This is a genomic window from Marinagarivorans algicola, from assembly GCF_001292705.1.
Classification (GTDB): Bacteria; Pseudomonadota; Gammaproteobacteria; order Pseudomonadales; family Cellvibrionaceae; genus Marinagarivorans; species Marinagarivorans algicola.
The window spans coordinates 1-13,420 of the sequence record NZ_LGAK01000021.1 but is presented as its reverse complement, the minus strand read 5'-3'; the positions used below and the strand labels follow the sequence as shown (position 1 = coordinate 13,420).

Below are 13,420 nucleotides of genomic sequence, written 5' to 3'. Positions count from 1 at the left end.
GAACAGGCGAGCCATTAAAATTACGCTTCACGCTTAACTTTAGGCTGCCGAGCGCGGCCTCATGGTCGATGAACGGGCTTTGGGAATTGCTTCAACGCCGTCATCAATGCGGCCTCATCGGTATGATCTTGGCGGTACAGTACATGCTCAGAAATACGGGCAATGTCATGGCATGCCGTTTCATATTCTTTTTTTTGCTCGGCTAAACGGTGCGCAAATAGCGCTAGACTCTCTTCGCGATAACGCACATAGCCTAACTTTAAACATGTTTTATCGAACTGCTCAATTGCTTTTTGTAAAGGTGTTTTGCGAGAGCGATGCGGGCGAATAACCCACAGGGTATAGCCGCCTAACATACCGGCAATCAAACCAATAAACACCGCACCAATGCGCCAAGGCTCTGTGCCGCCAAACCAGCGAGCAAACAACTCGCTTTGCTTACCCGTATCGTAATTTAATACCCAGCGGTTCCATACATAACCCGCTGCATCCATGCGCTCACGCCATGCGCCCAGCCACTGCGGCGCCTGATAATGACCCGCTCCAACCAACGCGCGATCTTGCTCACCCAATGCACTGCCAATGCCTTGCTCTATGCGCTGTGGCGCTACAGCACTGGTTGGGTCGACCCGCTGCCAGCGATTTGCGAGCCATACCTCAACCCAAGCGTGTGCATCCGACTGACTAATTCGCCAGTAGTCTTCTAGGGCATTGTAAGTACCGCCTTGATAACCCACCACAACACGTGCCGGTATACCCGCAGCACGCATTAATACCGCAAAACTGCTCGCAAAGTGCTCGCAAAAGCCTCGCTTTGTCGTCAATAAAAATTCATCCACACTGTGCTTACCTAATACAGGGGGCTCTAAGGTGTAATGAAAGTCTTGGTTATACCATGTGAGTGCAGTCGCGATAATTGCTTGAGGTGCCTGATACTGCTCGCGCCACGATTGCCCAAGCGCCTGCGCCTGCGGGTTAGTACCTGCCGGCAAGCGCAATAGCTGAGCCTGTTCAGCTGCGCTCAGCGCTGACCCGCTCAGGTCGTCGGCACTGGCACTGAGTACCGTGTACTGTATGCGCGATGCAACCGGTCGATGAGCCGTTAATAAGCCTTGCTGTGTAATATGAATATTTTGCCGTGTGGCTTTTATCGACGTGACCTTAATAGGCTCGGCCAGCGCAAAAAGCCAAGGATATTGGTGCGGCTCGAGCTGCACAGTATAGTCAATTAAATCATTAGCCCCTGTGAGTTTAGGCACAAAACGCGGGTCATTTTTTAAGGTCATATCCCACTGCGCACTTAAGCGCCACGTGCGACCGTCAAACTCATCGAGCACTAGGCCGCGCCAATACATCTCATTGGGCGAGGGCGCTCGCCCGGCATTAAAATTAACCCTAAAGGCGGTGCCTTGCGATTTGACTAATTGGCCTAAATCCCCGGGCGATAAGCTATCACTAAAGCCTGTTTGCCCAGTACCTTGCGGTAAAGGTACGTGCCATAACGGGCCTAAGCGCGGCATAATGACAAACATCACCACCATTAGCGGCAAAGCGTGTAAAAGCATAAAAAAGCCGCTTTTTAGCTTGTGTACAACCCCCAAACGGCGGGTTAAATAAATTGTTTGCCAAGCGGTCACCAGCGCAACGCAAGAGGTCCACGCATAAAACGCCATGAAAAACGTTTGAGTAAACAAAAACTGTGCGCCCACAGCAATAAAGCCAATAAACAGTAACAACAAGCCATCTTTGTGTGTACGCAGCTCGAGCAATTTAAGAATAAATGCGCACACCAAGAAACCAATCATAGGCTCAACGCCGACTTGCCCCCGATAAGACACCATCAAGCCGCCCACACAGGCAGCCCCTAACATAAACTTTGTTAGCGTGGCAGGAAACGCCAGCTTGCCGTTATAAATACGCAAGCGCCACACCATAGCACCTAACCACACAAGCCACATCCAAGGCGGCAAATGAAACAGCAAAGGCACAATCGCCACGCCTTGGGCCACAATCAACCATAAAAGGTTTTCATGACGAATTAACTTATGCTGTTCAAACGCCTCTATCGATGCATCCATCCCAACACTACCCTGCAAGGCGCGTATCAAAGCGCGCCAATGCCGACAGCACGCTTAAGCGATGGCCGTCATCCAGCCCTGGCGGCAACTGTTTACCCGGCAACCGCAAGCCATAAGGCACACCTAACCGGTCGAATTCTAACGCCCAATAACACAGGGCACTTAAACGCGCTTCGGGAGGTAAATGTAAAAAGCTTTGCCACTGCAACCAGGTATCGGCCTGTTGTGCACTGGCGTACTCTTTAGAATACAAGCCTTGTTCGCGAGCATAGTGCTTCCAGGCAATATGTTTGATAGGGTCACCTGCGCGGTATTCTTTAAGCCCCGAAAAGTCATCGCCGCCGGCTGTAGGCTCTCCGTGCTGCCCCTGCTTGTCATCTAGCGATAGGGCGGGAAAATCAGCTTTTAAAGGTTTAGGGTACACCACCGCACACGCATCCAGATTCAACCATGTCCAGCAGCGAATCAGCCCTAGCGGATACGTGCTTTCAAGTAGCAATTTGCCAGGGCGTAAATACCCTCGCCGCGAGGCCATCAGTGACACCGTGATAGACTGCGCCTGTTGCGCTGTGCCTGTTGCTATTGCTGCTGGCGGCTCAAAGTCAAAGGTCATCGGCTCACCGCTCCACCATCGTGCAACAATGTTATCGTTGCCTTTAGCCCGCGTGCCGCTTACCTCTAAAACAAAGTGCACCGACTCGCCCGCAAACGCGGGTTTAGCACCGGCCACCCTAATATTAAGACCTGCCAAATTAGCATAGGTATGCAAAATAGAGACAACGAATAAGCTAATCAGCAAATAACTTAGCGCTAATATGAGGTTATTTTGATAATTAGTGCCCAACACCCAAAGCAATAAGCTCAAACCTAAAAAACCAAAACCCATCACCGTAGGAAAGGTATACAGGTTTTTGCGGCCTAACAAAACCGCCACCGCTGGCGGGCTGCGCTTGTCAATCCATTGAAAAAAATACTGCTGCCAACGGCTGGGTTTTAATGGGGCGCTGGCTTTTAGCGACGCTATAGCGTCGGGGTTTATCGGTGCATCCATGATGTCAGCCTCAACACTGCTTCATTGATTGGGATCAGTGATGGTTAGCGCAAAACGGCAACTGTTTTGAGCATGTAAGCTACTAGATCGGCGTGTTCGCTATGCTCGCTCACCTCGCCGCCTCGTACACGATGGCCAACAATAGCCGGGGCTACCGTTTGCACATCTTCGGGGATGACATAATCACGCCCAGCCAATAACGCCCAAGCCTTGGCTGCACGCAACCAAGCCAAAGCCCCTCGCGGCGATAAACCGTAAGTAAAGCGCTCATCCACGCGGGTAAACGTGACTAACGCCTGTAAATAATCCAATAAGTTGTCGCTGGTGTTCACCTCATTTACGGCGTGCTGTAATTGCTCTAAAGTACTTGGGGTCACGAGGGCACTCATTGCCTGAATGCGCCGACGCGGATCTACGCCTTGCAGCAGCAAGCGCTCGGATTCTTGACTGGGGTACCCCAGACTTATCCGCATCAAAAAGCGATCTAGCTGAGATTCAGGCAGCATAAATGTGCCCGATTGCGACAAAGGGTTTTGCGTAGCAATGACAAAAAAGGGGAATGGCAAGGGGCGAGTTTGCCCCTCGATAGTGACCTGCCCCTCTTCCATAGCCTCGAGTAACGCGCTTTGTGTTTTAGGGCTGGTGCGGTTAATTTCATCGGCCAATAACAATTGAGTAAACACAGGGCCTGGATGAAATTGAAATGCACTTTGCGCTTTATCAAACACGGCGACACCGAGAATATCAGCAGGCAGTAAATCACTGGTAAATTGCACCCGCTCGTAGTCAAGCCCTAGCACCTTGGCCAAGCACTGCGCCAAGGTGGTTTTACCCATACCGGGTAAATCTTCGATAAGTAAATGACCCTTGGCCAGTAAGCAAGCAACGGCCAGCTTCACTGCCTGCTCTTTACCCAACAACACCTGCCCAACCGCCTGCACAATGTGATTAATTAGCTGACTGTGTTCGTGTTGCGTTTTTTTCACTATTGGCTGCATATTCTGCCCTTTTTACATCGATAAATTTGAGCATAGCCAATAACCGCGATAACTGCTTTTGACATACCGGTTTTATCTGGCAATAAGACGCCATAAAAGTTCGCCGCCGGTCACGCGTTAACGTGCAGGCCTAATACCTTCTTTTATATCGCGGCAAAACCGCGCTCAAGATCAGCCAGTAAGTCTTCTATGTCTTCTAAGCCTACCGCAATACGGATCAGGTTAGCCTTAATACCAGCAGCGGCTTTATCTTCATCGCTTAAACGACCGTGAGTGGTCGTTGCTGGGTGTACAATCGTGGTTTTGGCATCGCCTAAATTGGCTGTAAGTGACATAAGCTGTGTGGCATTAATAAAGCGCCAGCACGCCGCTTGATCACCTTTGACTTCAAACGATAATACACCACCAAAAGCCGACTGCTGCTTAGCGGCCAAAGCGTGACCTGGGTGCCCGGGCAAGCCGGCATAATATGTTGTCTCAACCTTTGCGTGAGTATTGAGGTACTCGGCCAACGCTTGCGCATTGCTAGAGTGTACCTTCATACGCAAGCCTAACGTTTCTAGACCCTTGCTAAACACCCAAGCATTAAAAGGACTCATGCTAGGACCACAGGTACGAATAAAGCCTAATACTTCATCCATGAGCTGTTGACTACCCACCACCGCACCACCTAAACAACGCCCTTGTCCATCTAGATATTTAGTCGCGCTGTGAATAACAATATCAGCGCCTAATGACAACGGTTTTTGTAGTGCCGGTGTACAAAAACAATTATCGACAGCAAACAAACAGTTATTCGCCTTCGCTATCGCCGCCAGGCCGGCAATATCAGCCACATGGCAAAGGGGGTTTGAGGGCGTTTCGCAAAACATCAACTGAGTGTCTGGGGTAATAGCCGCCTGCCACTCATTAAGCGCTGTTAAACTCACCGTACTGACTTTGACCCCAAATTTTTGTAAATATTTACTAAACAATACGGTGGTTGTCCCAAAAACACTGCGCGAACACACCACGTGGTCGCCGGCTTTGAGTAGCGCCATACAAGTACTTAAAATAGCCGCCATGCCCGAGGCCGTCGCCACCGCCGCTTCTCCCCCTTCCATAGCGGCAATGCGCTCTTGAAAAGTATTGACCGTGGGGTTGGTATAGCGCGAGTACACATTGCCCGGCTCATTACCAGCAAAGCGTGCAGCCGCCTCTTCCGCACTGTTAAAAACATAGCTAGAGGTAGCAAAAATGGCCTCCGAGTGCTCGCCCTCGGCGGTGCGATTAATACCCGCTCTAATGGCAAGTGTATGAATACCTGCCGTATCTAAAAAATCTTCCGTCATGCTTGCTCAACCCTTTTTAATCACCCAAAACGCGAGCGCGCAACGCTCATTATGAAGCCTTATCCTAATATGAAGTCTTATACTAAACAGCATAAAACGCCGGTTCAACGATTTTAAAAACGGCGAGCTCTTTAGCCGCCGGTACAGCAAAGTCTTTAAAGTCACGCTCGACAGTGTTAATGGTTTTAAGATGCTGGAATTTTTCTTTTTTAGATAGCGCTTTCCAGTCTTGCAGTATGGGAATATGCGCCAAGCGCTCATGTATTTGGTCAAATACCGTAAAAGGTGCGCGCTGAGCATCCGTTAAACCCAGTACATTCATTAAACGACTCACACGAATACCCGCCTCACCTAATTCAACCTGTCCACTGATATAGCTTTTTGCAATAATATGTAAGCTTTTGAGTGCATCTTCACGATTTTTCGCCATCACAGCCTCTTGCTCAGCCAGTAATAAAGCATCTCTTTTTTTACGCAAATGCAGTTGCCAATGCAAAAAAGTTGCCATCCCCGCTAGCAACAATATGATGATGAGACCGACAAAAAATAGTAAGGTACCTAGCATTGTTTCAAACATGTTTTCACTCTTAGTTCATTAATCCAATATTTACTCATGACATAGTGTATGGCCCAACCAAACCTGTATACCGGCAGGCAGCTTGTAACCCTATCACTTTAGTTTTAAGGCCTTTTCGCTTTTATGCATATCGCTTTTTTTGACTCAGGCCTTGGCGGCTTAAGTATTGCTCAGGCTTTTTTTACTCACCCTAAAAGCGCATCGGTCGCTGTGCGCCAATGCAGTTACATTGCCGACACCGGCGCTTTTCCTTATGGTGACAAAACCGATCTTTGGCTGATTGAGCGTATCACCACAGTTGTGCGTGCCGCTATGGAGCGCATACAACCCGATCTTGTCGTCGTCGCGTGCAATACCGCAAGCACCCTTGCACTGACGTCATTACGGCAAGTATTTAGCATTCCATTTATTGGCGTGGTACCAGCCATTAAGCCTGCCGCACACGCCTCAACAACAGGAGTTATTGGCGTATTAGCCACACCGGCGACCGTGGCGCGCGATTATACAGCACAATTAATTGCCGACTATGCGCCTAAGCAACGTGTTTTATTGTACGGCTGTACCGAACTTGTCGCTCAAGCCGAGCGCCACTTATTGCATTTACCCGTAGACACGCACATATTGCAACAGGCACTGAAAGGCTTATTACAACAAGCCAACGGTTACAACATTGATACTATTGTATTGGCATGTACGCACTTCCCGCTACTTAAAGAGGCCCTTGCGCAACAATGGGCACAGCTTTGCCCCCACCGCGTACAATGGGTGGACTCTGGAGAGGCCATAGCGAGACGTATTATTGAGCTTGCTCCGTGTATTGACAGGCAAGATACGACCGGCGCTACCGATAACATACTCAGCAAGCCTGCCGTGACTCAGCTGGTGACAACTGGCGGACCCTTGGCCGCACAATATACCGCACTCTTACAGCAACAGCCTCAATGGTTGGGTGCACCATCGCCAGCAACATCGCCCGCAACAACAAAAACAACCCCAATAACAGCAAAACCAGCAACCTTTGCCCATATTGCTCTGACGCTGTAGCGCTGGGCATTCACAACCACCTGAATAACTCTAAAATTCACCATAATGGCGCCATTGCAATAAAAATGTCATATTTAGCCGTCACACTTTTCACTTTTTAAGAATGTAATCACTAAGATGACAATTAAAATAGGTATTAACGGCTTTGGCCGTATGGGGCGGCTTACATTGCGTGCCGCGTTTGATTGGCCCGAAGTCGAGTTTATTCATATCAATGATAACGCCGGTGATGCTGCCACTGCTGCCCACCTGCTCAATTACGACTCGGTACACGGCCAGTGGCAACACACTGCGCACGCGCAAAACAACACCCTCGTTGTTGACGATACACACATCACCTACAGCCAAAACAGCACCGTACAAGACACCGACTGGAGCCAATGCGATTTAGTCATTGAAGCCACAGGCGTGATGCGTAAAAAAGCGCTGCTTGAAGCCTATTTGCATCAAGGCGTTAAGCGCGTGGTGGTCACAGCACCGGTCAAAGAGCCTGGCGTATTGAATGCGGTCATGGGGGTTAATCATCATCACTTTAACGCCGACCAACACTCGATTGTGACTGCCGCCTCTTGCACCACCAACTGCTTAGCACCGGTCATTAAGGTCATTCACGAGCATTTAGGCATTGTTCATGGCTCTATGACCACCTTACATAACCTCACCAATACCCAAACCCTACTCGACGCACCGCATAAAGATTTACGCCGCGCCCGCGCCTGTGGTATGAGCCTTATTCCAACCACCACCGGTTCTGCCACTGCCATTACTGAGATTTTTCCTGAGTTAAAGGGCAAACTTAACGGTCATGCCGTGCGCGTTCCTCTGGCCAATGCCTCGCTGACTGACTGTGTGTTTGAAGTCAGTAAAGCCACCTCGGTGGCCGAAGTTAACACCCTGTTAGAGCAAGCCAGCCTAGGTGAAATGGCAGGTATTATGGGATACGAAGAAACCCCCTTAGTCAGCATTGATTATCGTACAGACCCGCGCAGCGCTATTATTGATGCGCCCTCAACACTGGTTGTCAATAACACACACGTTAAGCTGTATGTGTGGTACGACAATGAATGGGGCTATGCAAACCGCACCGCAGAGCTTGCTCGCTTTGTTGGTTTACACGATCAATAGTACTTCTTACGCACCATAAATACTGATGACAATAGCAAATAAGCCCCCGCCTTTATCCCAAGCCACTCCAGTACGGCATCACGGTCAGCGTCAGTATATGCTCATTACCGCCAACTACTGGGGCTTCACCTTGACCGACGGGGCTTTGCGCATGCTTGTGGTGCTGCACTTTCATAGTCTAGGCTTTGGCGCACTGGATATCGCCCTATTGTTTATATTTTATGAGTTTTTTGGGGTAGTCACCAACTTAGCCGGTGGTTGGCTTGGCGCGCGATTTGGGCTCAATAAAACCATGAATGCCGGCTTGGCACTGCAAATATTGGCGTTATCGCTATTGCTCGTGCCAACCAGCTGGCTCACTGTGCCCTGGGTTATGGCCGCTCAGGCACTGAGCGGTATCGCCAAAGACTTAAATAAAATGAGCGCAAAAAGCGCCATTAAGCAACTTGTGCCGGCCGGCACTACCGGTAATCAATACTTATTTCGCGCAGTCGCCATACTCACAGGCTCTAAAAACACCCTAAAGGGCATCGGCTTTTTTATGGGTGCTGCCTTATTAGCCGCCTTACATTTTAAAGGCGCCATTGTTACCATGGTATCGGCCTTAACCGCCGTGTGGGCTATTAGTCTGGTGTGCTTGCAAAACGATCTAGGCAAGGTTAAGCATGCCCCAAAATTCAATACCCTTCTCAGTCACAGCAAAGCCCTTAACGCTTTATCAGCCGCCAGATTATTTTTGTTTGCTGCGCGCGACATTTGGTTTGTGGTTGCTTTACCGGTCTTTTTAAGCGCACAGCTTGGCTGGCCCGCACAGCAAATTGGAGCGTTTTTTGCGTATTGGATTATTGGCTATGGTGCTGTTCAAGCGGCCACACCGCTGCTCTTTAAGGCAAACAATAGCGTACAAACATTCGCTCAAAAAAGCCGGCACTGGATATTGGCACTAAGCGCCATTCCTGCCATTATGGCTTTGGGGGGCAGCGAATGGAGCTTGGCGCTTTTTGAACACACTGAGTTTGGCCGCAAATTACCCTCTTATTTATCTCCCAATGCTGCGACACAATGGTTACTCATGGGTGGACTCTCACTCTTTGGTATCGTATTTGCGATCAACTCAAGCTTACACTCTTATCTTATTTTGGCACTCGCACGCGATCATGGCACCTCTATTGATGTAGGGTTTTATTACATGGCCAATGCCGCAGGCAGGCTATTAGGTACCGTACTTTCAGGTGTCATGTATCAAATATATGGCTTAGAGGTTTGCCTGTGGGGCGCTAGCCTATCACTATTTATCGCAGGGCTATTTATGGCTAGGGTCAAACCAGAAATAAGTGTTTAAAACGCAAAAAGAAACGCGCCGCATCCTGCGATCAACATAAGTAAAGGCCCAACGCCACTTAAATATCTACCCTCAATAAAGCCTTTCAGCATCACCCGCCATCACGACTGCCCAACCCAATAACCCCACGCTATTGGGTTAATGCTGATCGTTTAAGCTAATTGAACGATCTTTTAAAGGGCTCATAATAGGTTACAACAGAAGTTGTGGCCTATTTTTATGTCTGAATTTATGTAAGCGTCCAGCCAACCACACCTTAAACACTCGATGCCCCGGTCGTAAACTGATGTCTTTTCCAGAAAAGGGCATATCTCATGAAACGAAGAACCGAAGCTGAGTGGCAGGCGCTTATTAGACCACAACATGGACTATGTATCGGCTCGAATAGGGGAAGGGAATAAAATTTATCTGCTTAGCGCCATTCTAGCCCACAATTTAACGCGCGAATTGCAAATGATACCTTCTTCGCAGGTAAAAACCACTCAAGAAAAAAGACCCACTTTATGGCAATTTAAGATACTCAGGATCTTGAGAAGACAACTCATTGAAAGAGCGGGTCGAATTATTCAGTCCCAAGGTAAACTTGTTCTTTCTATGGCCAAAAATGATGCAGTAAAAGATGACATATTGCATGATTGAGATAACATTAGAAAGGCGGCCTAGCCCGAGTTCGTCTTTTTTATGCAACGTTAGGGTAAAAAAGGCCACCGAAGCAGCCTTATTAACGCTTTTTACTTTAGCTTATTTTTAAGCCTAATTATAGACTAGCTATAACCACGTTATAATAAGACTCAGGGGTTGCTTTTTTTGCTACAACTTGATCGGCTACTTCGGCACGGATAGCCTTTAGAATTTGTGGTTGTTGGCTTTGTTCAACTTCAAGCATATTCAACATGGCAGTTAAGTGAGTACCGGCACCTTGTGATGTTTCTTCGACAACTTGGTCGTAGTTATCTTGGATAAATTGCGCAGTTTTTACTTCCTTACCGTTACATGATTCTTTTGAAGAAATATTAGATGATACTGCTGTTGTACCTAAATCCCAGATAACATTTGAAAGAGCTGCCGCAGTACCATTATCATCAAAAATCTTAGCGCCAATACCACACTGCTTCCATGGGTTAATAGCATCTTCCTTTGCCATTGCATTTCCGGCTAAAAGCGTTGATGCAACTAGTGCACAAAGTGTTAGTTTTTTCATTTTTATTACCAATATTTTGAAAATTTTATAGCATATTCAAAAGCTTCATCGTATTGAACTAACGTCCTAAAATCAAAGTTACGACTTTGAAAAAAACGCTGCTCCCATTTGATATAGTTTTTGTGTTCTGCTATTTCGTTTACGTTATAGCCGCTCCCCATTTTAAAGAGAGTGACCCAATATGGTGCTATATTAAGCACCGCTCCAATTTCCGGACCCAGATAGGCAATGCCGCTAGAGAGGTCCGAGAACTGAATTTCACCAGCTAACGCTAAATAGCCTGCTGAATTGTTCATCAAATTAAAGCTCTTACCTATAAAACCACTCATATACATATCAGAGCAATCAATACAGGATAGATTATTCGGTTTATAGCCTGCGCTAAGAGACCAAGCATGGAATTTATCTTCAGCTAATCCAGTCTGGGAAACATTTAGATTTAATACATGAAATAACGTTAACTCTCGTATTGACCAGCTATTTTTTTCTGAGGTGTATAGTAAACTCAAATCAAAAGTATTCAGCTCAGAAAAAGGGATGCGGGCAGCATTAATATTCAGCAGGTCATAATAGTTCGCGCGAAAACGTAAATTTATCGCTTCTCCAAATGCATCATTGTAGAGTGGAGACAGTTGAAGCATTGCTGTGTCTTGGGCTTTATGGGGTGGCCGCTTGTTTGACTTCTCCCAGCTAGTTTTTCCTGCTGGCAAATAAAAACGCTCAGCAAGCAACTTTGCTCTCTTACTCACTTCCTCCTCAGAAAGACCGTCATGCTTAATCTCTAAAAACGCATAATAGTCATACATGGTATCAATAACTCGCTTTGCCTCTTGCTCATCAAGCGCGCGAATGACTGTCAGGATCTCATCCACTGGGAGCTCAATAATTTTTTTTACACTATTTTTTTCATCCACATTAAGTTGGCTAAACCGATTGTATAATTTTTCTTGTCGAGACTCATGATAAACCACTTTGTTGATATAGTGTTGTGCCTCAGGCTTATTAAGCATCATCACTAAGTCATAGGGCATCACCCAAATTTTTTTAGGGGCTAATAGAGGCTGATCAACAACTAATTCCAATAGCTTAGCCAATTGATAACCACAGTTTTGCTTGAAAAAATAGTAGGTTATGCTGGTATTATCTAGCTCCCATAAGTGCGCAAGTAGAAAGTCTATTTTGCCCTGAGGTAGATCTAACTGGTATTCCCATAAATCTCGCAGCTCCGCTTCACTATAAGCTAGGTTTTGGTGATGATATTTCTGGTTTGCGAAATGCCCTTGATAACCACCGGTGATCCCCTTAAAGATATAAACAAATTTATTGTCAGCATCCGGAACCATCGCCCCGTAACTAAATGTGTTATCAAGTAACTCAGTACTACCGTTAGAATTAAATTTAAGTAGGACGTGCCCATACATTGATGCAGGGTTCCCAAGGTAGCCACTCGCGTATACCACACTAATACTATCGGTTCTAAACGCTTCCATGTATTGCTGATACTCTGGGCAATATACTTCTGGGAACGATAGGTCAGGCATTATATGGGTTAACCATATTTTCCTAGCAGGAAAACGGCATTGCATACTAGGCGTTTCAATCAATGCTTGAATAGTTGCCTTTAATTCTTTTTCTGGATCATCTTGACCGGTACTTGATAAAAAAAATGAAGCGCTCGTAACACCGCTACCAGATGAAACCATACCTTTTTCATAGTGAATAAGTCGATGCCATGTAGGCGAGGCGCTAATTGTTGCCAAGTCATACTGTCGTATAACCCCTTTATGCTGTGAAAATGCAGCAACGGATACAGCCAATAATATGGCGACCAAAATAGAGTTAATTAGTTGTTTCAAAAGTGACGGGGTATACCAACCAAGTTCTAGTGCATTAATACTAGAGCGCAAATTAAACTAAATCTTTAGTTTAATCAATAAAAACAAGCAATAAACATTCCTCACATATACATTATAGCCACGCTTGAGGCAGCTTTAAGCTCTCAGATAACAGAAAACTAACAAAAAAAGCTTTAATGATATTAGCGGGAAAAGAGATAAGCCTTATAGTGTTGATCGATGTCATAGCAAATTTTGGATGGGGGCGATTTGATTCCTGTCATGAAATGTACTCATAACAACGCCAGCCAACACTCGCTACAATGTAATGATTCATGCATATAAACACCAGTGCTTATTCAGGCTGGTCTTTTGCACGTTAGTCATACTTTCGGACAAGGCGCGTTCATGAACCTCGACATTACAGAGACATGAAACAAAGCGCTATAGGTTACTATCTTCACGTTTACGTCAACTGCCCTCGCTTGCCCCAGCGAATCCCATGACTTTAGCTTTGCTCGCTTAACATAGACAAAGGTCCGCACCTGCTACTCCCCGCAAGGGAATCTTCGCGCATTACGGCAATGACTCTTACCCAAACAATAACCTCATATTATTCGCTTGGGACTATGGTGCTTTCTATTGGATTCATGTGCTAGTCGCGATTATTTTTGGTTTGACCACATGGTCATCGATGGAGCTTAGCGTCACTGTATTTTAACGATATTTATCTAGCGCATTTGCTATCAGGCTCATGAATGGTTACTCAAGTGGCACTCTTAATAACAAACATCACTTAGCTTCCTTAATGATGTTGTTGGTATATCTCTCATCTTTT

11 protein-coding genes are annotated in these 13,420 nt (G+C 46.7%); 4 read left to right on the top strand and 7 right to left on the bottom strand.

Annotated elements, in window-relative coordinates:
• Nucleotides 1–59 precede the first annotated feature (59 nt).
• The 5 genes from AC438_RS08700 to AC438_RS08680 form a co-directional block, all read right to left on the bottom strand.
• Nucleotides 60–2,078, bottom strand: a complete 2,019-nt coding sequence (locus AC438_RS08700; protein WP_053980867.1) for a transglutaminase TgpA family protein — start codon at nt 2,076–2,078, stop codon at nt 60–62.
• Nucleotides 2,079–2,085: 7 nt separating this feature from the next.
• Entirely contained in the window at nt 2,086–3,129 is a 1,044-nt protein-coding gene (locus AC438_RS08695; RefSeq protein WP_082354047.1) for a DUF58 domain-containing protein, read from the bottom strand.
• A 44-nt stretch (nt 3,130–3,173) separates the two neighbouring features.
• The gene (locus AC438_RS08690; protein ID WP_053980866.1) at nt 3,174–4,127 is read right to left on the bottom strand and encodes an AAA family ATPase; all 954 of its coding nucleotides are present in this window, start codon (nt 4,125–4,127) and stop codon (nt 3,174–3,176) included.
• Nucleotides 4,128–4,270: 143 nt separating this feature from the next.
• A complete protein-coding gene (locus tag AC438_RS08685) occupies nt 4,271–5,458 on the bottom strand; it encodes an O-succinylhomoserine sulfhydrylase (protein WP_053980865.1) in 1,188 nt (395 codons plus the stop codon).
• Nucleotides 5,459–5,540: 82 nt separating this feature from the next.
• Nucleotides 5,541–6,035 carry a DUF2489 domain-containing protein gene (locus AC438_RS08680; RefSeq protein WP_053980864.1) on the bottom strand — a complete coding sequence of 165 codons (495 nt, stop codon included), beginning with the start codon at nt 6,033–6,035 and terminating at the stop codon, nt 5,541–5,543.
• Between the two features lie 123 nt (nt 6,036–6,158).
• On the opposite strand from AC438_RS08680, the gene murI reads away from it, so the two are divergent.
• The 4 genes from murI (at nt 6,159) to AC438_RS16960 (ending at nt 10,185) form a co-directional block, all read left to right on the top strand.
• Nucleotides 6,159–7,079, top strand: a complete 921-nt coding sequence (gene murI, locus AC438_RS08675; protein WP_053980863.1) for a glutamate racemase — start codon at nt 6,159–6,161, stop codon at nt 7,077–7,079.
• 117 nt (nt 7,080–7,196) lie between these two features.
• Entirely contained in the window at nt 7,197–8,204 is a 1,008-nt protein-coding gene (locus AC438_RS08670; RefSeq protein ID WP_053980862.1) for an ArsJ-associated glyceraldehyde-3-phosphate dehydrogenase, read from the top strand.
• A 25-nt stretch (nt 8,205–8,229) separates the two neighbouring features.
• Nucleotides 8,230–9,546, top strand: a complete 1,317-nt coding sequence (gene arsJ / locus AC438_RS08665; RefSeq protein ID WP_156317041.1) for an organoarsenical effux MFS transporter ArsJ — start codon at nt 8,230–8,232, stop codon at nt 9,544–9,546.
• A gap of 363 nt (nt 9,547–9,909) precedes the next feature.
• The gene (locus AC438_RS16960) at nt 9,910–10,185 is read left to right on the top strand and encodes a hypothetical protein (protein WP_053980860.1); all 276 of its coding nucleotides are present in this window, start codon (nt 9,910–9,912) and stop codon (nt 10,183–10,185) included.
• A 118-nt stretch (nt 10,186–10,303) separates the two neighbouring features.
• On the opposite strand, the gene AC438_RS08655 is transcribed toward AC438_RS16960, so the two are convergent.
• Nucleotides 10,304–10,747, bottom strand: coding sequence for a DUF3015 family protein (locus AC438_RS08655; protein WP_053980859.1), 444 nt, complete (start codon nt 10,745–10,747; stop codon nt 10,304–10,306).
• Nucleotides 10,748–10,752: 5 nt separating this feature from the next.
• A complete protein-coding gene (locus AC438_RS08650) occupies nt 10,753–12,654 on the bottom strand; it encodes an Lnb N-terminal periplasmic domain-containing protein (RefSeq protein ID WP_202904731.1) in 1,902 nt (633 codons plus the stop codon).
• Between the last annotated feature and the right edge of the window lie 766 nt (nt 12,655–13,420).

Bases quoted from the DNA above. Each gene is read 5' to 3' on its own strand.
- AC438_RS08680 (WP_053980864.1), bottom strand. From the start codon at position 6,035: ATGTTTGAAACAATGCTAGGTACCTTACTATTTTTTGTCGGTCTCATC.
- AC438_RS08695 (WP_082354047.1), bottom strand. From the start codon at position 3,129: ATGGATGCACCGATAAACCCCGACGCTATAGCGTCGCTAAAAGCCAGC.
- murI (WP_053980863.1), top strand. From the start codon at position 6,159: ATGCATATCGCTTTTTTTGACTCAGGCCTTGGCGGCTTAAGTATTGCT.
- arsJ (WP_156317041.1), top strand. From the start codon at position 8,230: ATGACAATAGCAAATAAGCCCCCGCCTTTATCCCAAGCCACTCCAGTA.
- AC438_RS08700 (WP_053980867.1), bottom strand. From the start codon at position 2,078: ATGGATGCATCGATAGAGGCGTTTGAACAGCATAAGTTAATTCGTCAT.
- AC438_RS08690 (WP_053980866.1), bottom strand. From the start codon at position 4,127: ATGCAGCCAATAGTGAAAAAAACGCAACACGAACACAGTCAGCTAATT.
- AC438_RS08670 (WP_053980862.1), top strand. From the start codon at position 7,197: ATGACAATTAAAATAGGTATTAACGGCTTTGGCCGTATGGGGCGGCTT.
- AC438_RS08655 (WP_053980859.1), bottom strand. From the start codon at position 10,747: ATGAAAAAACTAACACTTTGTGCACTAGTTGCATCAACGCTTTTAGCC.
- AC438_RS16960 (WP_053980860.1), top strand. From the start codon at position 9,910: ATGGACTATGTATCGGCTCGAATAGGGGAAGGGAATAAAATTTATCTG.
- AC438_RS08685 (WP_053980865.1), bottom strand. From the start codon at position 5,458: ATGACGGAAGATTTTTTAGATACGGCAGGTATTCATACACTTGCCATT.